General features: G+C 60.7%; 18 protein-coding genes. 12 read left to right on the forward strand and 6 right to left on the reverse strand.

The window, feature by feature from the left end:
- Nucleotides 1-168: 168 nt before the first annotated feature.
- Nucleotides 169-948, forward strand: a complete 780-nt coding sequence (locus tag ACYVAC_RS01660) for a peptidase associated/transthyretin-like domain-containing protein (protein ID WP_461095806.1) — start codon at nt 169-171, stop codon at nt 946-948.
- Here the strand turns inward: ACYVAC_RS01660 and ACYVAC_RS01665 are convergent.
- From ACYVAC_RS01665 to ACYVAC_RS01685, 5 genes are all read right to left on the reverse strand, one after another.
- The gene (locus tag ACYVAC_RS01665; protein ID WP_461095807.1) at nt 929-1432 is read right to left on the reverse strand and encodes an MOSC domain-containing protein; all 504 of its coding nucleotides are present in this window, start codon (nt 1430-1432) and stop codon (nt 929-931) included. The two genes, ACYVAC_RS01660 and ACYVAC_RS01665, sit on opposite strands and share 20 nt — an antisense overlap.
- Before the next feature lie 59 nt (nt 1433-1491).
- Nucleotides 1492-2496 (reverse strand): NAD(P)H-dependent glycerol-3-phosphate dehydrogenase, encoded by a 1005-nt coding sequence (locus ACYVAC_RS01670; protein ID WP_461095808.1) that lies wholly within the window; start codon nt 2494-2496, stop codon nt 1492-1494.
- Nucleotides 2497-2575: 79 nt separating this feature from the next.
- The gene (locus tag ACYVAC_RS01675) at nt 2576-3955 is read right to left on the reverse strand and encodes an alpha-L-fucosidase (RefSeq protein ID WP_461095809.1); all 1380 of its coding nucleotides are present in this window, start codon (nt 3953-3955) and stop codon (nt 2576-2578) included.
- An 88-nt stretch (nt 3956-4043) separates the two neighbouring features.
- Nucleotides 4044-5459: an efflux RND transporter periplasmic adaptor subunit gene (locus ACYVAC_RS01680; RefSeq protein WP_461095810.1), complete on the reverse strand. Its 1416-nt coding sequence runs from the start codon at nt 5457-5459 to the stop codon at nt 4044-4046.
- A gap of 54 nt (nt 5460-5513) precedes the next feature.
- Nucleotides 5514-7007, reverse strand: coding sequence for a TolC family protein (locus ACYVAC_RS01685; protein ID WP_461095811.1), 1494 nt, complete (start codon nt 7005-7007; stop codon nt 5514-5516).
- A gap of 49 nt (nt 7008-7056) precedes the next feature.
- Between ACYVAC_RS01685 and ACYVAC_RS01690 the strand changes: the two genes are divergently transcribed.
- From ACYVAC_RS01690 to ACYVAC_RS01735, 10 genes are all read left to right on the forward strand, one after another.
- Entirely contained in the window at nt 7057-7920 is an 864-nt protein-coding gene (locus ACYVAC_RS01690) for an aminotransferase class IV (RefSeq protein WP_461095962.1), read from the forward strand.
- Between the two features lie 183 nt (nt 7921-8103).
- A complete protein-coding gene (locus tag ACYVAC_RS01695) occupies nt 8104-9465 on the forward strand; it encodes a DUF1800 domain-containing protein (protein ID WP_461095812.1) in 1362 nt (453 codons plus the stop codon).
- Nucleotides 9466-9488: 23 nt separating this feature from the next.
- A complete protein-coding gene (locus ACYVAC_RS01700; RefSeq protein WP_461095813.1) occupies nt 9489-11030 on the forward strand; it encodes a DUF1501 domain-containing protein in 1542 nt (513 codons plus the stop codon).
- Between the two features lie 74 nt (nt 11031-11104).
- Nucleotides 11105-11986 (forward strand): nucleoside triphosphate pyrophosphohydrolase, encoded by an 882-nt coding sequence (gene mazG, locus ACYVAC_RS01705; RefSeq protein ID WP_461095814.1) that lies wholly within the window; start codon nt 11105-11107, stop codon nt 11984-11986.
- A 129-nt stretch (nt 11987-12115) separates the two neighbouring features.
- Complete coding sequence (locus ACYVAC_RS01710; protein ID WP_461095815.1) at nt 12116-12859, forward strand: metallophosphoesterase family protein; 744 nt, start codon at nt 12116-12118, stop codon at nt 12857-12859.
- Between the two features lie 41 nt (nt 12860-12900).
- Nucleotides 12901-13695: a HipA family kinase gene (locus tag ACYVAC_RS01715; RefSeq protein ID WP_461095816.1), complete on the forward strand. Its 795-nt coding sequence runs from the start codon at nt 12901-12903 to the stop codon at nt 13693-13695.
- Nucleotides 13673-14056 carry a DUF3037 domain-containing protein gene (locus ACYVAC_RS01720; RefSeq protein ID WP_461095817.1) on the forward strand — a complete coding sequence of 128 codons (384 nt, stop codon included), beginning with the start codon at nt 13673-13675 and terminating at the stop codon, nt 14054-14056. Before ACYVAC_RS01715 ends, ACYVAC_RS01720 begins: the two co-directional genes overlap by 23 nt.
- A gap of 66 nt (nt 14057-14122) precedes the next feature.
- Nucleotides 14123-14710 carry a hypothetical protein gene (locus tag ACYVAC_RS01725; protein ID WP_461095818.1) on the forward strand — a complete coding sequence of 196 codons (588 nt, stop codon included), beginning with the start codon at nt 14123-14125 and terminating at the stop codon, nt 14708-14710.
- 99 nt (nt 14711-14809) lie between these two features.
- Complete coding sequence (locus ACYVAC_RS01730) at nt 14810-15103, forward strand: hypothetical protein (protein WP_461095819.1); 294 nt, start codon at nt 14810-14812, stop codon at nt 15101-15103.
- Nucleotides 15104-15314: 211 nt separating this feature from the next.
- Nucleotides 15315-18548, forward strand: a complete 3234-nt coding sequence (locus tag ACYVAC_RS01735) for a TonB-dependent receptor (RefSeq protein WP_461095820.1) — start codon at nt 15315-15317, stop codon at nt 18546-18548.
- 110 nt (nt 18549-18658) lie between these two features.
- Here ACYVAC_RS01735 and ACYVAC_RS01740 read toward each other — a convergent pair whose 3' ends face one another.
- The gene (locus tag ACYVAC_RS01740) at nt 18659-20275 is read right to left on the reverse strand and encodes a S53 family peptidase (protein ID WP_461095821.1); all 1617 of its coding nucleotides are present in this window, start codon (nt 20273-20275) and stop codon (nt 18659-18661) included.
- Between the two features lie 225 nt (nt 20276-20500).
- Here ACYVAC_RS01740 and modA point away from each other — a divergent pair, with 225 nt between their 5' ends.
- The gene (gene modA / locus ACYVAC_RS01745) at nt 20501-21244 is read left to right on the forward strand and encodes a molybdate ABC transporter substrate-binding protein (RefSeq protein WP_461095822.1); all 744 of its coding nucleotides are present in this window, start codon (nt 20501-20503) and stop codon (nt 21242-21244) included.
- The last annotated feature ends 4 nt before the right edge of the window (nt 21245-21248 follow it).

The raw sequence follows: 21248 nt of genomic DNA on the forward strand, positions 1-21248 counted from the left end.
TAATTGCTGCTCCCGGCCGCACACCCGCGTCGATCAGGTGCCGGGGCGGTAGGCCCTTAACGTTTTTTAACGCCCTGGCTTAAGCAGAACCGCGGTCTGGCGCTTATTTTTACAGAACCGTTGCTGTGCCACTGCCCTCCTGCGGTGGCACAGCCCGTTTTAAGCCTTATGCGTAGCTACCTGTCCGGTTTACTGATCGTTTGTTTGCTTGGTCTGCCGGCCGGCCGGGCCCTGGCGCAGGGTAAATACGTGGTCGGGACAGTCGTCGATCAGGCCAACAACAAACCCGTCGACCGGGCCACGGTGGTCAACAAGCGCACCATGCAGCGCGCCCGCACCAACGCCACGGGCCGCTTCTTTCTAACTCTGCTGCCCGGCGATTCCCTCATTCTGACCAGCCAGCTCTACGCCCGGGTGGGTATCCGCTACGATGGCTCCGACAACCCGATTATTGTGGCCAAAGCGCTGCCCCCCATGCCCTACCGCGTGGTCGAGCTGGCCGAAGTAACCGTAACGGGCAAACGCTATGAGGAAGTAAAACGGGAGATTCAGCAGGTGCTCGATGAGCCGCAGGCATCGCGCAAGGTAACAGGCGAGCAGGCATTCGACCGGCTGGCCGACGGCGCGGGCGTTACCCTGCTCTACGAACTGTTTGCCAAACGCCCTAAAACCGATCGCAAAGCCTACTACATCATGCAGCAGGACCGGCGCCACGCGCTGGCCCTCGAACGCTTCCGGCTGCTGACCGAACAGGCGACCGACCTGAAAGCCGACGACCTCGACCGCTTTGTCTACTTCTGCGATTTTGAGGATGATTTTCTGCTCAAGTCGTCGGATTACGATTTGATCAACGCCATCCAGCAGATGCGCAACCGATACCGGAACGGCTTCAACCGCCCCAGTCGCCTGGCCTCCGACCCCGACTCGACTAAACAGAAGCAGCGGTAGGCAGCACCCGAATGGCATCGCCCACGCGGATGGTGCCGCCCTGCACCACCTTTGCCGTGAGCCCGCCGTGGCCGCGCATGGCGTTGTAGCCACCGGGCCCCAGGGCCGTCTCCATCTTCGAACAGGGATGACACAACCCCGTAATCCGGAGTACCACCGGGTCGACTTCGCCGATCTGGATCGTATGGTCTTTCAGGGCCAGCAGGTTCAGCCCCGACACCACCAGATTGCGCCGGACAAGGCCGGGATCGAGCGCGTCGCGGCCCGTCAGGGCGGCCACCACCGGTAGGTGCTCGGCCTGAATGAGCGTTACGTGCCGGTTGCCGCTCTGCCCGCTGTAATGATCGCCCAGCAAGCCTTTTTTAGTCGATACCTCCACGGCATCGACCACCGTTACGGCGCTGCGCCGTTCGGGCCGAATGCCAATCCAGTCGACGCGCCCCGGCCGGGGGAACATGTCGAACAGGTCTTTGATATTGTCCATCGTTCTGTTGATTACCTGGCCCGACTTCGCCGGGCCATTCGCGGTGTACACCCGCCTGCTTATACTAACAATCCTTTCAGCGCTTCCATTTCACCGGTCGGAGCCGCTTTTTCATACAGGATGTTGTACACGGCATCGACAATGGGCATCCGGACATTGAACTGCCGGTTTATTTCGTAGATGCTTTTTACGGCGTAGTAGCCTTCGGCAATCATGTTCATCTCGGCCTGCGCCGACTGAATGGTATAGCCCCGGCCAATGAGCGTACCGAAGGTGCGGTTGCGGCTAAAGGGCGAATAAGCCGTTACGAGCAGGTCGCCGAGGTAGGCCGAGCCGCTCAGATCGCGGTGGCGGGCGTGAATGGCATCCACAAACCGCCGAATCTCCTGCATGGCGTTCGACACCAGCACCGCCTGAAAGTTATCGCCGTAGCCCAGCCCATGCGTGATGCCGCAGGCCAGGGCAATGATATTTTTCATGACCGCACTGTATTCGATACCGTAGATATCGTCGACGGGGGTAGTCTGCACAAAGCGGCAGCGGAGCAGGTTCGCCACGTCGGCAGCCCCCGTCAGGTCGGCAGAGGCAATGGTGAGGTACGATTGCTTTTCGAGGGCCACCTCTTCGGCGTGGCAGGGCCCGGCAATCACCGACATCCGGGCCGCCGGTACGCCGTACTGCTCGCTGACCCAGTCGGTCACGAGCTGATTGGCCCCCGGAATCATGCCTTTGATGGCCGACACCACCCGTTTGCCGGCAAAATGATCGGGCTTGATGCCCGTGAGTGCGTCGCCAATAAAGGCCGCCGGTACGGCCAGCACGATGTAGTCGCTGTCGCGGAAAGCCTCCCGGATTTTGGTGCAGACCTTTACCCGGCGGGGGTTGATCTGGACATCGCTGAGGTAACTGCGGTTGTGGTGGTAGGTCTTGATGTGGTCGGCATCGGCCTGACTCCGCATCCACCATTTAATCGTAACGTTGTTTTCCGATAGAATCTTGACGAGTGCCGTGGCCCAGCTCCCGCCCCCCACCATGGTCAGGCGGGTTGGTTGGTGTACTTTCATGGGTGTAAAAGAAACAAAAAACGGGCAGGGCAGGAAATGGCGTGTCTGGCCCACGGCCCCGCCCAGGGGCCGACAGCGGCTACAGCACCCCGGCCAGCTTAAACGTCCAGGCGTGCTGGCAGGGTATGGTAGCCGGCGTAATAGCCGGGGGCACAATCTTGCCGTTGCTGAGCGTTACGGCTCCTTTATAGCCCAGCAGCGTAACCCGGGCGGGCTTTCTGGCCAGCGGTACAGCCAGGGGCTGCGTGGGCCACTGGGTGCAGATGGCGTACAGATCGGTACCTTTCCGGGTGTAGTAGACCGTTGTTTTGGGCGTAACGGCCGGAGCCGCGTCCCACTTGCGGGTGTCGTAGATCGCTTCGCCGTTGACGGCCAGCCAGTCGCCTATATCGCGCAGGCGCTGCTGCATGATCACCGGAATACGACCATCGGCCGTGGGTCCGATGTTGAGCAGCAGGTTACCACCCCGCGCCACCTTGTCGATCAGCATACCCACCAGTTGGGTGCTGGTCGAGTAGTCGTCGAGGTTTTCGGCGCGGTTGTAGCCAAACGACGAGCCAATGCCCCGGCATTCTTCCCAGGGGTGGCTAAACGTCATACCGGCCGAGTTGGCATCGTGCACCAGATCGTATTCGGTCGTGTAAATACCGCCGTGTTTCGAGCGCGTTTCCTTGCCCCAGCGGTCGTTGACCACCACGTCGTTTTTCACCGGCGACTCGTTGTAGAGCCAGGCCAGAAACTCGGTGCTTTTCCAGGTCTCGCTCGGGTGGTCCCATTCGCCATCGGTCCAGACCACGTCGGGTTTGTAGCGCGTAACGAGGTCTTTCAGTTGCGGCAACATGTGCTGGTCCACGTAAGCGTTGACATCCCGTTTGTAGAGCGGATTGAACCACTCGTAGAGCGAGTAGTAGTAGCCCATGCGCAAATCCTTAGCCCGCACCGCCTTCATCAGATCGCCCGCCAGATCGCGATGCGGCCCCACGTCGACGGCGTTCCAGTTCCACGACTGGGCCGAGGGCCAGAGCGTGAAGCCTTCGTGGTGTTTGCTGGTCAGCACCACGTAGCGCGCGCCCGCCTGCCTGAACAGTTCGGCCCACTCATCGGGTTTGAACAGCTCGCAGGTGAAGCCCTTCACAAAATCCGGGTATTTGACATCCTTGCCGTAGACGCGGTCCTGAAACCGGTTGAAGATGGCGTAGGTTGGCGATTTGGGATCGGTCGATTTCTGCCAGTACCATTCGGCATAGCGGTCGTAGACGCCCACCCCATCGCGGGCGGTGGGGCCAAAGGCTGGTACCGAGAACAGCCCCCAGTGAATGAAGATACCAAACTTGGCGTTTTCGAACCAGGCCGGCACGGGCCGGCTGTCGATGGATGCCCAGGTGGGCTGGTACGTTTGGGCGGCCATCGGGCGGGACATAAGCAGGGCCAGCAGCAGGCAAAGCAGCAGACGGTTCATGAGCGAGCGTGAGCGATTAACCCTGAAAAGAAAAAGCGCCCGGCAATATACCGGGCGCTGACAACGGAGCTGGGTTACCGGGCAAGGGTTACTCCTCCTCTTTCTCGTCGGTTTTCTTCGCCTTCTTCGGGTCGCGTTTCGTAATCAGGTCGCCCTTCTTCAGCTTTTTCGACACCGCAATAAACGGTCCCGACACCACCTGTTCGCCCGCTTTGAGGCCCGACAGAATCTGAATGTTTTCGTAGTCGCTGATGCCGGTCTTCACAAAACGAGGGGTGGCCTTGCCGCCTTCGTTTACAAAAACCAGTTCTTTGGGCTGCTCTTTCTTAACGGGGGCGTCGGTTTCTTTTTTAGTTTCTTCCGCATCGTCGTTGCCCTCGTCGCCCACTTTTTCGCCCGTTGCGTCGGTATCGGTGCCGCGGGTGGTCACGGCTGCGATTGGTACGGCCAGCACACCCGGCCGGCGGTCGGTAATGATGTCGACCGAGGCCGTCATGCCCGGCTTGAACGGATATCCTTTTTTATCTTTTTCGGCCAGCAGGTCGGCATAGGAATTATTCAGGATTTTCACTTTCACCTCAAACTCCGTCACGGCATCCGACGAAAGCGCAGCCGCGGCCCCCGTGCCCGATGCCAGTCCGTTGGCGGTGTTGGCAATTTCGTAGACCACCCCCTTGAACTTGCGGTTGGCCGTGGTGTACGAGTCGACTTCGATATCGGCCGTATCGCCCAGGTTGACGCGAACGATGTCGTTTTCGTTGACATTGACCCGCACTTCCATATTCTGCAGGTTGGCAATGCGCATGATCTCGGTACCGGCCATCTGCGACGTACCCACCACGCGTTCGCCCAGCTCGACGTTCAGTTTCGATACGGTGCCGGCTACCGGCGCGTAAATGGTTGTTTTGCGCAGGTTTTCGCTGGCATCGCGCAGACTGGCTTCGGCACTCTGGATGCTGAACTGGGCCGCGCGCACGCTGGCTTTGGCGGCTTCGACCTCCTGTCTGGCCACGTTGTAGTTGGCTTCGCTGGTTTCGAAATCGGCCGACGAAATCACCTTGTCGGCCAGCAGCTTTTTATTCCGGTCGTAGTCGGCCTTGGCCCGAATCAGCCGGGCACCCGACTGCGCCACCGATGCTTTCGACTGTTCGAGCTGCGCCCGGCTCTGGTTGACAGTTGCTTTCGAACGGGCCATCATCGACTCGTAGTTGTCGGGCCGGATGCGGCACAGCAGCTGCCCCGCCTTCACCGGATCGCCTTCGTTGACATACAGGCCAATAATTTCGCCCGATACATCGGGGCTGATTTTCACTTCGACCTGCGGCTGCACCCGCCCCGACGCACTGACGCGTTCGGTGATATCGACTGTTTTGACAGTGGCAAAGTCAACTTCATTGGCCTGGGGTTTACCAATAACGCCCATTTGTTTGGCCGCCATCAGGCCGCCGGCAATCAGGACGATCAGGATGCCCAGTATCCACCAGATGCGATTCGATTTTTTCATAGAGAGAAAAGTAACCCGTTACGAGAAGCGGCCCGGCGGCCACCGGTCAGCTAGTTAATTAAAGGCAAGCGGTTTGTTTTGGTAGTAATCCAGAATTTTGGTGCGGAACACGTAGTCGTACTTCGCCTGCACGAGTTGAGCCCGGGCCCGGTCGAGGTTGGTTTTGGCGATGCTGTAGTCGGTGGCGTTGATGGCCCCCGCGTTGAGCCGGCTCTCGGCGGCCTGAAACGCCCGTTCCAGCGAGGCTACCTGCAGCTGCGTGGCCCGGTAGCGGTTGGCTCCCGCCCGCATGTTGGTGTACGCCGTTTCGATCTGCTGCCGCAGCTGCAGGCGCGTGTTCTGCGCCGTCAGCTCGGCGTTCTGCTGCTGAATACGGGCCGTGGTGATGCGGTTGCGCGACAGATTACCCTGAAAAATGGGCACCCGCAGCGACAGCGTCAGCGCCCGGTTGAAGTTGTTGCCAAGCTGATCGGCGAAACGGGTACCGGCCAGATCGAAGCCCGGCGAGGTGTTGTAGATGGGCTGCTGGGTGCCGGTGGTGGGGTCGGTAAAATACCCCACGATGATCTGCTGACTGCTGCCGTTGGGTACGGCCTGCGTGGCCGCGCTCGAATACAGCGTACTGAGGTTTCCGTTGAGCGACAGAATCGGATACAGCCCACCCTTGGCCACCTGCACGCCCAGAGCCGCACTGCGCACCCGCAGATCGGCCCCCTTTACTTCGGGCAGGGTCGAGGCCGCACGCTCAAACAACTGCTGCGTAGCCGCCGGATACGGATCTAGGTTGGGGTCGGGTATGGCGACGGGCTCGATTTCGATACCCTGTTCGATCGGTATGTTCATCGCCTGCATAAGCCCCACCTTGGCCAGGTCGAGCGTATTCTGGGCGTTCACGATCTCAAGTTCATTGCTGGCCAGCGTGGCCCGCAGTTCGTAGAGGTTTGCTTCGGGTGCCGAGCCGGCCGCCACCAGGCGCTCGGTGCGGCTTAGCTGCGCCCGCGTCACATCGGCCTGCCGCTGGGCAATCTGCAGCTGCTCCTGGCCGGTCAGCGTGTTCAGGTAATTCTGCGCCACGGTCAGCCCCACATTGTTGCCGGTGGCGTTCAGTTCTTCCTGGCTGGCCTGCAGCGCCAGTTCATTCTGCTTGATGGTATTGCGCAGGACCATCCCGTTGTAGAGCGTGGCCGATGCGTTGAGCTGATAGCTGCCCGACGTAATCGACCGCTGCACAAACTGGTTTGACTGGGGGTTGATACTGCGCCCCCCGTTGAGCCCCTGGTTGGCCTGAAACTGGGTCGACGGCAGCAGATTCAGCCGCGACTGCCGAAGCTGCAGATCGCTGTTGCTGACGGTGAGCTGGCCCTGCTTGATCTGAATGTTATTCTGCCGGGCGATGTCGATACACTGCTGCAGACCAAGCCGGCCGGTGGTGGCCGGCGTTTCAGACCGCCCCGGCGACAGAACGCCGGTCTGGGCCACCGATACTGTCAGGCTGGAGAACAGAAGCAGGCCGGACAGCAGGCCGGTTGGTATCGTTGGCACGCACATAGTGGGTAGATTTTGATGCATCAATGTTACGAACTTACCTTTGGCGCTTGTGCCGTTTTCGGATAAGCGGCTCAAAACCGCCATGAACCTGGTTTATAATTCGGATATGCTTGCCCACGATGCGTTTGGCCTGACAGCCGGCGACCGGGCGTTTCAGTACGGTGATGGCCTGTTCGAAACCATTCGCTACGAAGCCGGGCGACTCTGGTTCTGGCCCGACCATGCCGAGCGGCTCCGGGCGGGCATGAACGCGCTGGATCTGCAGCTGCCCGGCGGGCAAACGCCCGATGGGCTGTACGAGCGCATCGGGCAGCTGATTGCTACCAACCACCCCGAAGGCGGCCCTGTTCGCATCAAACTCCAGGTATGGCGCCAGCCCGGCGGCCTGTACACACCCGCAACATCAGCCGCCAACCTGCTCATCACCACAGCACCGGGCCAACCCTTTACGGTGACAAATAAGTCAAAAATAGGCATATATGATGCATATAGACTCTATAGTTCGCCTGTTTCGGCCTACAAAACCCTGAATGCGCTACCATATGTGCTGGCGGGTCGCTACAAAGTGCAGCACGGCTTTGAGGATGTACTGCTGCTCGATACCGACGGCTGCCTGGCCGAATGCCTGGCGTCTAACCTGTTCTGGTTTCGCAACGGCGTGTTGCACACCCCGGCCCTGAGCACAGGCTGCGTCAACGGCATTGCCCGCCGGCAGCTGGTACGGCTGTTCCCCGGCCAGCAGGAAGGCCACTTTCGATTCGATGCACTGGCCACGGCAGACGTCGTGTTTGCGGCCAATGTGATGGGGATCCAGCTATTCTCGGGTGCCCTGACCCCGGCCCAGCGTAACCGGATCCGGCGTCAGTTTATACCTATTGTTCCCCGACGGCGAAAAACGCCGACTCTGGCCTGACGAGCGAAGCCGGAAGCGTAAAAATATTAGCTGATTAACAGCTTATTAATGCCTCCAAACGGGTAGCCGCTGTATCTTTGGCAGGCGCTCCGGCCCGGGCCTGGGCCCGGCTATCAGGCGCCTTCCACACCAGCCGGCATCCGTTATTTTACTCACTTCGTCTCCGTTTAAGGCTCTGCTTGTATGCCCGTCTGGAACACCGACACGGCCCGACATCTGCTGACCCGTACCCTGTTTGGGTACACCCGGTCTGACCTGGCCCGCGCCCTCACCTATCCGTCGGCAGCCGATTTTGTCAGCCGCGAACTGCTGGCCGACCGACCCCAGCCCGCGCCCCCCGCCGACTGGGTAGCCGAAACCCCTGTGGCCGGGCAAAATGCCACCGACCAGACCCGCTACCGCGATCTGACCAGCTGGTGGCTCGACCGGATGCTGACCGAAGGCACCAGCATGCGCGAAAAGATGGTGCTGTTCTGGCACAACCACTTCACCTCGGCCCGCGACAAGGTTACGTTTCCGCAGCACATGTACCAGCAGCAGACGCTGTTCCGGCAGTATGCCTTCGGCGATTTCCGGCAGCTGACCAAAGCCGTTACCATCGATCCGGCCATGCTCATCTACCTCGACGGCCGGCAGAGCACCAAAAACGCGCCCAACGAAAACTACGGCCGCGAGCTCCTCGAACTCTTCACGCTGGGCATCGGCAACTACACCGAAACCGACATTAAGCAGGCCGCACTGGCCCTGACCGGCTGGCGCGTCGATGGACTGAAAGCCGTTTTTACCAAAGCCAACTGGGCCGATACCCCCAAAACCTTTCTGGGACAGACCGGCAACTTCACCTATGCCGACATCGTCGACGTTATTCTGACCAGGCCCGCTGCGGCTGCGTTTATTTGCCGAAAGCTCTACACCGAGTTTGTGTACTACAAACCCAACGAAGCGTTTATAAGCGACATGGCCACGGTTTTCCGGCAGGCCAATTACCAGCTGAAGCCGGTGTTGCAGTTTATGCTGACTGCCGAGGAGTTTTACCGGCCCGACTACCGGGGTGGTCGCATCAAATCGCCGACCGATATAGTGGTGGGTACAGTTAAGCAGCTGGGCCTGACCAGCATCGACCGGACGTTTCTGGCCGATACGGCTGCCGTGCTGCAGCAGCGGTTGTTTTTCCCACCCAACGTGGCGGGCTGGCCGGGGCAGCGCAACTGGATCAGCTCCAACACCTACCCCGCCCGGGCCGGCTTTACCGATGCGCTCGTAACCGGGCGCCGAAGTACGGGCCAGGTGGTCACGGGCGCGCTCAACGCGCTCGATTTTGCCCGCAGCTTCACTACGTCGGAAGATGCCCCGGCGCTGGTGCGCGACATGACCAGCCTGCTGCTGCAGTTTCCGCTCAACGCCACCCGGCAGCAGCAACTCCTCGACACTATGCTCGACGGTACCATCGTCAGCAACTGGTCGACCAATACGCCGATGGCCGATCTGCGGGTGCAGAAACTTCTGAAAGCCCTTTTCCGCCAGCCCGAATACCAGCTTAACTAGCCCACCCTCCGACCAGCCAGCACATGACACGTTCTGAATTTATCCGACAACTGGGCCTGTTATCGGGCGGGGTGGCCTTCGGTATGCAGGGGGTTCCGCTGCGCGCCTATGCGCACAACCCGCTGCAGTTCGCCCTCGAAGGTACCAATGGCAATATACTGGTGCTGGTGCAGCTGCAGGGCGGCAACGACGGGCTCAATACCGTGGTGCCCTTTGGCAACGACATCTATTACCAGAAACGCCCTGCCATTGCCTTGGCCCGCGACAAGGTACTGCCCCTGACCGATCAGCTGGGACTCAATCCGTCGCTACAGGCCTTCCGCGACCTGTATGACAATGCCCAGCTGAGCATCGTGCAGAACGTGGGCTATGCCTCGCCCAACCGCTCCCACTTCCGCTCGACGGATATCTGGATGACTGGCTCCGACTCGGCGCAGGTGCTGACCGATGGCTGGGTGGGACGCTACCTGGCCCAGCGTTATCCTGCCTACCCCGTTGCCCTGCCCGACCAGCCGATGGCCATCCAGCTTGGGTCGGTCGAGTCGCTGGTGATGCAGAGCCAGGCCGGGTCGATGGCAACGGTGTTCGACAACCCCGACACGTTTTACCAGCTCGTGAAGGGCAGCAGCGCCGATACCGACGTGATTCCGAATACGCCGGCGGGCGATGAACTGCGCTTTCTGCGGCAGATTGCCACCCAGTCGATCCAGTATTCCGACGTGATCAAGCAGAAAGCCGACAAGGGCAAAAATGCAGTAACTTATCCCAACACGGGACTGGCCAAACAACTGGCCATTGTGGCCGAGCTGATTGCCGGGGGCCTCAACACCCCCGTGTACATGACCACACAGGGCGGTTTCGACACCCACGCCAATCAGGTCACGAGTGGCAATACCGTGGCGGGGCAGCATGCCACGCTGCTCAAAACCGTGGCCGAGGCCGTGGGCGCTTTTGTTAAAGACCTCACCAAACAGAACCTGGCCAACCGCGTAACGGTGATGACGTTTTCGGAGTTTGGCCGGCGTGTCAACCAGAACAGCACTACCGGTACCGACCACGGCACGGCGGCTCCGCTCTTCGTGGCAGGGGCACCCGTGCGCGGAGGGCTGATCGGCATGGCCCCTAACCTGGCCGACCTCGACAGCAACGGCGATCTGAAATTCGTGCACGAGTTCCGGCAGGTCTACGCCAGCGTACTGCGCGACCACCTGGGCGTCGACACGGCCCTGACGGGGCAGATTCTGGGCCGCTCGTTCGAGACACTACCCATTTTCCGGCAGGCCCCCGCCCTGACCCTGACCGAAGGCCCCGTGGCACTGGGTCAGAACACGCCTAACCCCGTCGACGACACCACCGAAATTCAGTTTACGCTGCAGCAGGGCGGGCCCGTTCGGTTAAGTCTGTACGATATGCTGGGGCGCGAAATCAGGGTGCTGCGTGAGGGTACAGTCGATGCCGGCAATTATAGCGTTCAGCTCAGCGGGGCGGGCCTGCCCACCGGGCAGTACCTGTACAGCCTCCAGACCAACCAGGGACGGCAGGTGAAACGGCTGACCAAACGCTAGCCCCCTTACCCCGGTCGCCTACAAAAAACGGCCGGGGCCTAAACCAATACGCGGCCAAATGCCTTATGGGAGTAATGAACGCTCCTACCGACTTCCGCCAGCTGACGCCCCGCCGTCAGCAGCAACTACTGGCTTTCGACCGGCTCCTGACCATCATGGACGAACTGCGGGCCCAGTGTCCCTGGGACCGGAAGCAAACGCTCGAGAGCCTGCGCCACCTCACCATCGAAGAAACCTACGAACTCTCGGACGCCATTCTGAACCGGGATTTACCCGAGATTCGCAAGGAACTGGGCGACATTCAGCTGCACCTGGTGTTCTACGCCAAAATCGCGTCGGAGCTGCCCGCCGATTCGCCCGATCGCTTCGACGTGGCCGATGTGCTCAACAGCGTGTGCGACAAGCTCATCAGCCGGCACCCCCACATCTACGGCGACGCCAGTGGCAACACCGTGGTGGCCGATACCGAAGCGCAGGTAAAAGCCAACTGGGAACAACTGAAACTGAAAGAAGGCAACAAATCGGTGCTGGGGGGCGTACCGGGCTCGCTGCCGGCGCTGGTCAAGGCCATGCGCATTCAGGAAAAAGCCCGCGGAGCCGGCTTCGACTGGGACGAGAAAGAGCAGGTGTGGGCCAAGGTCGAAGAAGAGATGCAGGAGTTCAAGGCCGAGTTCAGCATCGACCAGGCGGGCAACAGCGCCCCCATCGACGCCGAACGGGCCGAGGGCGAATTTGGCGATCTGCTGTTCTCCCTCGTTAATTACGCCCGGTTTCTCGACATCAATCCCGAAACGGCGCTCGAACGCACCAACAAGAAGTTTATCCGGCGGTTTCAGTATATCGAGGAGCAGGCGCGGGCCACCGGCAAAGCCCTGCGCGATATGACGCTGGCCGAAATGGATGTGTACTGGAACGAAGCCAAGACGCAGGGCGGTACCGAGCGAACGGGCGACTGACTGACACAGCGTCCAGGCCTGTACAGTCGCCAGGCCTGCTTCTTTCGTCTACTGTCCAAAGGCTACCGTCCAGCGTCTCTGTCTGCCGGCGACTTCCTCTTTCTTCGCCAATCGTAACCCCCATTCCCCATGCGCATAGCGTTCCTCACCGACATTCACATCGACCAGGCGGGCGAACATCCGCAGGGTGTCGATGTCCGGCAGAACTTTCTCGACACCCTGGCGGCCATTGCGGCTACCAAACCCAACTGCCTGGTGCTGGGGGGCGACCTCTGCAATCAGGCGGGCGACGCGTCGATCTACGACTGGATTCGGGCCGAAACCCGGAAGTACCCCTGGCCAACCTACGTGATTCCGGGCAACCACGACGATGCGGCCCTGATGGCAGCAGCCTTCGACCGCACCCGCGACCTGCACGATGGCGAACTGTATTATGCCCTGGCGCTGGAGGGTCGCCCCGCCCTGTTTCTCGATTCATCGAAAGCCACGTTTTCGGAAGGCCAGTGGGCCTGGCTGCGCGATTACATGAAGCTGCTGCGCGATACCAATCTGGTCGTGTTTATGCACCACCCGCCCGTACCCGCCGATATGCAGGCGATGGACCGGCTGGGGCCGTTCCGGCCGTCCGATACCTTCGTCGAACTGGTTAAAGACCTGCCGTGCCATGTCACGGTGGTGTGCGGGCATTATCACATCGATCGCATTGTACAGCGGGGCAATCTGCTGACACTCCTTAGCCCGTCGACCTATGTGCAGCTGCGGGCCGACACGCCCGATTTTGAGATCGCGAGTTACCGCGTTGGGTACCGCGAGGTGAACCTGGCCACCCACGGCACCAGCAGTTCGGTGCATTACCTCGACCGGCCGGCCTGAGCCGCTGTCGCTTTTCTGTTTGTTTAACCCCGTTGTAGTCTGTGGCATACCGTCCTCCTCAACTCCGCACCGTCAGTGTGACGCGCTACGTGACCCCGCTGCGCGAAGGCGGGTCGCTTCCGGCCCTGGTCGAAGCCGACGACGATTTTCTGTACGTCGAAAAATTCAGAGGGGCCGGGCAGGGTGCCAAAGCCCTGGTGGCCGAACTGATCGTGGGCGAACTGGCCCGGCTGCTGGGTCTGCGCATTCCCGAAATCGTGTTCTCGAACCTCGACGCGGCCTTTGCCCGTACCGAGCCCGACGAAGAAATTCAGGATTTGCTGCGGGCCAGCGTGGGCCTCAACCTGGCGCTGCACTACCTCTCGGGCGCCATCACCTTCGATCCGCTCGTCACCACCGTCGACCCGCTGCTGGCATCGCAGATCGTGTGGCTCGACTGCTTTACGCTCAACGTCGACCGAACGGCCCGCAACACCAACCTGCTCATGTGGCATAAAGAACTCTGGCTGATCGACCACGGGGCCGCGCTTTACCTGCACCACACCGGTCCGGGCTGGTGGGAACGCAGTCAGAACGCCTTTGTGCAGGTGAAAGACCACGTGCTGCTGCCCCAGGCCAGCGAGCTCGACGCCGTCGACGCGGCTTTCCGGCAGCAGCTTACCCCCGATCGAATCGCGGCTATCGTAGCCCTCATTCCGGACGAATGGCTCACCGAAGATGCCGACGAGTCGGCCGAAGACCGGCGCCGGCAATACCGCCAGTTTCTCGAAAACCGCCTTGCCACGTCCGCCAATTTTGTCAGCGAAGCCCAACATGCCAGAAAAGCACTTGTTTGAATACGCCGTGATCCGGGTCATGCCCCGCGTAGAACGGCAGGAGTTTATGAATGTGGGCGTCATTCTGTACTGCCAGGCGCAGGGCTTTCTGCAGACCCGGTTCAGCCTGCCCGAGCAACGGTTGCGGGCGCTCTGTGCCGAGGTCGACCTCGACGAACTGCACCACCGCCTGCGGGCGTTCGAGCGCGTCTGTGCCGGTCGGCGCGAGGGTGGCCCCATCGGGCAGCTGCCCGTGGCCAGCCGGTTTCGGTGGCTCACGGCGGCCCGCAGCACCGTGGTGCAGACCTCGCCCGTACACCCCGGCCTGTGCGACGACCCCGCCCTGACCCTCGACCGGCTCTATACCGAGCTGGTACTCTGACCAGCCGTCGCTGTTTGGCAGACCGGTTTATTGAGTAGCTTTTGCCACGCAATAAACCCCGGCCCGATGCTCCGACTTTTCCTGACCCTGCTGTGTAGCTACGCAGCGATGGCCCTTGCGCAGACCGCGCCTGCTGCCGACACCACCCGGTCGCCCTTCAACCTGAAACAGGCGCCCTGGTATGCCCGCAGCCTGCCCTTCGGCATTTATACGGGTGCCGGCAAACTGGCCGACCGGGCAGCCCAGTCAGTCGAGGTGGGTAAATCGTTCAACGTGATCGACCTGGGCGTGGCCGCCGGGCGCAGCACCTTCCGCCCCGACACCACCTTTTTTCTGGAAGGCCGTGTGACGATGGACGTGGGTAACTACGGACCATTTGCCAGTGAGATGACCCTCGGCGCGGGCCGGCTTTTCGATAGCCAGGGTAGTCTGATGCTCGAGCTAAGCTACAGCATCTTTGCCCAGCTTGCGCCCCGTTTCGGCATCGGCCTTATTTCGGGCTATTTCGACTTCAGCAACGAACGCTACGACGCGTCGAAAACCTACTACGGCGTTTACCTGCGCTATGGGTTTCAGCGAACCGACACCGGTGGCCTGCTCGGTCTGGGCCATGCCCACGGGCGCCGGCCGGGCCGGGGTCGCCACGGGCGCTGACAAAGTTTAACCACCTTTTAACTACCTGCCGGTGAGCCAGTTTGGTTATAGCCATAGCTTTGCCCGTTCAAAACCACAAGCAGCAAAGCGCCCAACGCCATGAAAACCATTCGCCTGATTGCCACGTTACTCGTAACCCTGACCGCTGGTGTGTACACCGCCCAGGCTCAGGATGGCACCATGAAGAAAAAAGCCGCCGTTGTCGATGCCAAAGCGACGGTAGCGACCGACAAGGCCGCCCTCGAAGCCAACAAGGCGGCCCGTCGGGCCGACAAAATGACCGGCGACCGGGAAGCCCTGAAAGCCGACCGCAAAGCCCGCCTGAAAGGAGAAGGCAAACTGCTGAAAGATCAGGCCAAGAAAGACGTGAAAGTAGTTAAGGAGAAGCTGTAACTCAGCCGACACCCATTTAGTCATGCCCGTCTGGTTAGCCAGCCGGGCATGCGCTTTTCAGGCTCATTAGTAGCGACTTAGCCCGTAGTGTGTTAATCAGATTTTAATCTAATGTTAAGACCGTAATACTGGGGTAACACAGGATAATATTGCGGTAACAGCGGGTGGCCGTTTTCAACTGACCTTTGTGGCGGAACTACATCCGATCTCCATGAAACGCATCAGTTTTACACTGTTCTTTGCCTTCGTAGTCAACACCGTACTGTGGGCACAGGTGACAACCAGCGGCCTGACCGGCCATGTCACCGACGCCAAAAATGAAAACCTGATTGGCGCCACCGTACAGGCGCTCTACACGCCCACCGGCACCCGATACGCCACCGTTACCGACGCCGAAGGGCGCTACCGCATCAACAACATGAATGCGGGTGGTCCCTACGAAATCTCGATCTCCTACGTCAGCTTTAAGACCGCCACGCGCTCGGATCTCATGCTGCAGCTGGGCGAAACGACCAGCCTGAACGTGGTGCTGGAAGATGCCAGCGCGCAGCTTAACGAAGTGGTGGTAAAAGGCAACCGCGCCGGCGACCGGCAGGGCGCCGGTATTGGCATTGGCAGCGAGACCATCCGCCGGCTGCCTACCATCTCGCGCAGCCTGACCGATATGACCCGGCTGTCGCCCCAGGTGAGCAACAACAACTCGTTTGCCGGCACTAACTTCCGCTACAACAACGTAACGATCGACGGCGCCATCAACAACGACGCCATCGGCTTCAGCCCGTCGCTGGGTGGATCGACCGGCACGTCGGGGCAGCCCGGCTCCAGCACCCGCACCAACCCCGTCAGTCTGGATGCCATTCAGGATATTCAGGTAGCGGTGGCCCCTTTCGACGTACGGCTGGGTAACTTTCTGGGCGGCTCGGTCAACGCTGTTACCCGCAGCGGCACCAACACCGTAACGGGTTCGGTCTATGGCTTCGGCCGGTCGGCTGCGCTGGTCGGCGCCTGGAACGGTGCATCGGGCACCCGGGAAAAACTGCCCAGCAGCTTCCACGAATACCAGACGGGCGTTCGGGTTGGTTTCCCGCTGATCAAAGACAAGCTGTTTTTCTTCACCAACGAAGAAATCACCAACCGGCAGGACCCGGTTCAGTTTCAGGCCGGCTCGCCCTCGTCGCTGATTAAAGATGCCGCCGTAGCGCAGCAGATCAGCGATTTCGTGAAAACAAACTACGGCCTCGATGCCGGTGCGTACGGCGATTACTCGATCTATTCGAAAAGCACCAAGTTTTTCAACCGGCTCGACTGGAACATCAACGCCCGCAACCAGCTGAGTATCCGCAACAACACGGTGTTCTCGGAAGCGACCAACCTCGAGCGCGACGGGGCCAATTTCCGCTTCGGCAGCATCGACTTCCGTCAGAACAACAACCAGACGAGCACCGTGGCCGAACTGAAAACGCAGCTGGGCGGCCGGGCCTCCAACAGTTTGATTGCCGGCTATTCGAGCGTACACGACTACCGCACCACGCTGTCGAACGTGCGGACGTTCCCGCAGGTCGAGATCGGCTACAACGGCGGCACCATTTTCCTGGGCAACGACCGCGAAGCCTCGGTATTCAACCTGCGCCAGAAAACGTTCGAGCTGACCGACAACTTTACGTTTTATAAGGGGATCAACACCTTCACGCTGGGTACGCACAACGAGTTTTACACGATCGACTACGGATTCGTGAACTCGCCCAACGGCCGGATTTCGTACAGTAACCTCAACCAGTTTCTGGGCATCGGTACGCCTGGCAATCTGTCGCTGCCCAACCGGGTGCGGGGTTCGTATCCGTTCGGCGATGCCAGCAACAACCTCGATACCCAGTTGAACAACCCCTACGCCCATTTCAACGTCAACCTGATGAGCCTGTACCTGCAGGACGACATTCAGGTATCGGACCGCATCAAGCTGTCGCCGGGTATCCGGCTCGACTATACGGGTCTGCCCAACAAACCGACGCTGAGCCCGCAGGTGGCAGCGTCGACCGGCGATCCGAACTACGGCACGACCTACACCTACACGCCCCTGAATCAGCTCACCAACAGCTACCTGAACAATGTACAGGTGTCGCCCCGACTGGGCTTCAACATCGACGTGCTGGGCGACAAGCGGCTGGTGATCCGGGGTGGATCGGGGCTCTTCACGGGTCGGATTCCGTTTGCCTGGCTGGGTTATGCCTTCTACAACAACGGTGTAGGCTACGGCGCCTATGACTTCAACAACAACGCGACGGCCGCCACTAAACTCGTGGGCGATCCGCTGGCACCGGGTGGTGCGCTGGGCATCAACAACAATGCCGCCAACGGCGGGGTGCGCCGGACGCAGGTCGACCTGATCGACAACAATTTCAAGATGCCGCAGATGTTCCGCAACAACGTCGCCGTCGACTACACAGTCAATGGCTACAAGTTCACGGTCGAAGCCCTGTACACGAAGGTGATTCAGGATCTGAAATTCCAGCAGGTCAACACCAAAGATGTGGTGCGGTATTACAGCTACGACACCCAGCGTCAGCAGCCGATCTACGTAGCCGCCAACGGCTCGGCCGGCGCGCAGCGCATCGATAACAACTTCGCCAACGCCTACCTGCTCTCGAACACCAACCAGGGCTATCGCTATAGCCTGACGGGTCAGGTGCAGAAAAACTTCCCGGCTGGCGTCGGCTTCTCGGCCGCCTACACCTACGGCAAATCGTACGACCTGACCAACGGGATCCGCAACTCGATGGAATCGAACTGGCAGCTGAACCAGGCCCTGTCGCCCAACAATCCATCGCTGGCTTATTCGAACTTCGACATTCGCCACCGCATTGTCGGCACCATCAACTACCGGCTGGGCTGGAGCAACACCAACGCCACCACTGTTACCCTGTTCTACGCGCTGCAGTCGGGCTCGCCTTTCTCGTGGGGCTACGTGAACGCAACCGTCGACGGCTCGGGGCAGGCCAACAGCCTGGCGTACATTCCGAAAGACCTGACCGAAGCACAGCGACTGCTGCCAACCGGCACGCAGGCACAGGATTTCATGAACTATGTGCAGAGCGACAAGTACCTGAGCAGCCGGATGGGCAATTTCACGGAGCGCAACGCCGGCCGCACACCCTGGAACAACACCATGGACCTGCGCTTTCTGCACGAGGTCAAGCTGCAGGGCAAGCACACGCTCCAGTTCTCGTACGACATCATCAACTTCCTGAATCTGGTGAACAAGAATCTGGGCTACGTGTATTTCTCGCCCAATACGTTCAACTCAACGGCATCGGTTGGGCTGGCCCGGGCCACCAACCCCACCACCGGCGACCCGACCTTCACCTGGTCGCGTCCAACCACTCCCTACTCGATCGATCCGCTGGGCTCGCGCTGGCAGATGCAGCTGGGTGCCCGGTATAGTTTCTGAGTGTAGGGCTTAACGTGTGGTGTTTAAGGTTCTGGCACCGACAGCCCCGCTTCCGATCGGAAGAGGGGCTGTTGCTTTGTCTGGCCTGGTGTTGGCTATGTCTTTACAGGTTACACGGCTGTTGTCAGCAAACTCGCCAGTTTCTGTCCGTCGACAACGCCCAGGCCGGTGCAGGCATCCCAGCCGGGGCCGGCGCTGTAGCCTTTGCCCCCCGCCACGGTGGTGTTGTTACCCTGGGTAATGTCGCGAAAAACGCCCGGATTCTCATACAATTGCGGGTGGATAAAGCCGGCGGCCTTGCCCCGCTGCTGGTTGATGAGCGCCACCAGACCCGCCATCAGTGGTGCCACGGCACTCGTGCCGCCAATCACCAGATTCTGCCCGTCGACGCGCACGGCATAGCCCGTTACCGGATCGGCCACGGCCGCCACATCGGGCACACCCCGGCCCAGGCGCTTCCCGTCGTTGACCGAGGGGGGCACGGCGGCACCGGCCTGATAGTCGGGGCGGTCGAACACGTCGCTGATGCCCCCGCCGGTGGCGCTCGTACTGCTTTCGTGCCAGACCACCTCACTCGTTATCACCCCATCGTTGACGGTGAGTTTGGTGCCCCCGCAGGCCAGCACGAATGGACTCGACGATGGAAAGTCGACATGGGCTTTTTTGTCGCCCACGCTGTCGTCGGAGCCGGTGTCGCCGGCGGCTGCGCAGATTGTAACGCCCAGCGCCACGGCCGTCTGGAAAGCCTGGTTGTAGGAATTGAGCGACTGGGGCGTCCAGTTTTTCTCGGCCGCCCCCCAGCTGATGGAGATTACCGACGGTTTGTTGCGGCTATCGTGCAGGGCCGTGGTGATGGCATCCAGAAACCCATTGTCGGTGTTGGGTGCGAAATAAACGACCACTTTAGCCTCGGGCGCAATACCGGCGGCTACCTCGATATCGAGCATCACTTCGCCATCGGCGCCACTGGCATCGCCCGGCGTGTTGGCACCCCCATCGACCGACACCGCCTTCACCGACGGCACTTTCAGCCCCAATCCTTTGAAGTAGGCCGTTATATCGGCCGTACGGAAACCGCCCCCCAGTTCGATCAGGGCAATGCACTGCCCCTTACCAGTCACACCCGTTGGGTAGTTGTACAGTCTGGCCAGCTGTGGAGGGGTAAACGAGGTAGCCACCGCCCGCGGGTTGGCCACGCCCGGCACAGAAGGCTCGTAAATCTGAAAATGCGTATGGGCCTGGGGTCGGTTGTCGAGCCCGAAAACGCCTTCGATAGCGTCGACCAGGCTGGCCGGCACGTAGATTGGACCACTGCGCCCCCGAAACACGGTGCCATCGGCCCGTTCGTAATCGGCCAGCGCGACGCCGAATGCCCGGCTCATCTGCTGCACGGTTCCGCGCAGTTGCACCATGCGCCGGCCTGTGCTGCGCATCGTCACGGTCAGGCCGCTGGCCGCGGCAAAAGCCGCTATCTGCCGTATCACCGCCGGACTGGCACCGTAGTGCCGGGCATAGTCGCTGCGGCTTATGGGTTCGGTGTTCGATTCCTCGGTCGTCAGCCGGGGAGCGAGGCTGGTTCGGCGTTTGATGCGGACGGTTACGTCGAGCCGTGCGTCGGGGTCGGCGGGCATCGCCCGTACGGCTTCGGGAACCTGTTTCTCGCTGCCGGGCAGCACGACGGGTGGATCGGACGGGTCCACGATTGGGGAAGATAATGAGGTGGCCATGAGCAGCGTCGGTACGGTTAGTCGGTTAACTGGCGGACAATTCAACGCCCGCAGCATCAGCACTGATTCGCTTTCTAAGATACCTACTATCGAATCGCCAGGCTAGCGTTTAGGCCGGCCATTGGCTCGATTTTGCCAATTCCGCCCCCGACTATCGTTATATTTACCCGAAAACAACGCCTACTGCCGACCGGGTACTCGCTGGCCGGGCATTTGGGTCCTCGCATGAAAAAAATCGGATTCCTGCTGTTGCTGCTGCCTTCGCTGCTATCGGCCCAGCCGCTGCGCATTGCCGTAGCGGCCAACGCGCAGTTTGTGATGGACAAGCTCAAGGTTGCTTTCGAACGGCAGTCGGGTCAGCGGGTCGAAACCATCGTCAGCTCGTCGGGCAAACTAACGACGCAGATTCAGCAGGGTGCTCCCTACGATGTGTTCCTATCGGCCGATATGACCTACCCCAACACCCTGCACAAGCAGCAGCTCACCCTGGCCGCGCCCACCATCTACGCCTACGGCTCCCTGGTGCTCTGGACGCTCCGTGACCTGCCGCTGACGGCCGATCTGTCGGTACTGCTGAACCCGGCCGTGCGGCACATCGCGGTGGCCAATCCCGCCACAGCGCCCTACGGATCGGCGGCCATCGCGCTGCTCACCAGCCGCCAGCTCAACGCGCGGGTGCAGCCCCGGCTGGTTTTCGGCGAAAGCATTGCGCAGGTCAACCAGTATATTCTGTCGGGGGCGGCCGAGGTGGGTTTTACCGCCAAATCGGTGGTGCTCGACCCGAGTCTGAGCGGGCGCGGCCACTGGATCGATCTGCCGGCCACGGCCTACCCGCCCATTGCGCAGGGCGTGGTGATACTCCGCCGAACCACGCAGCCCAAAGGCGCCCGGCAATTTGTAGCTTTTTTGCGGAGTCCGGCCGCCCGGCGTATTTTGCAACAGTTCGGCTATCGGTCACCCGCTTCCTGATTTA

Source organism: Spirosoma luteolum, assembly GCF_054778875.1.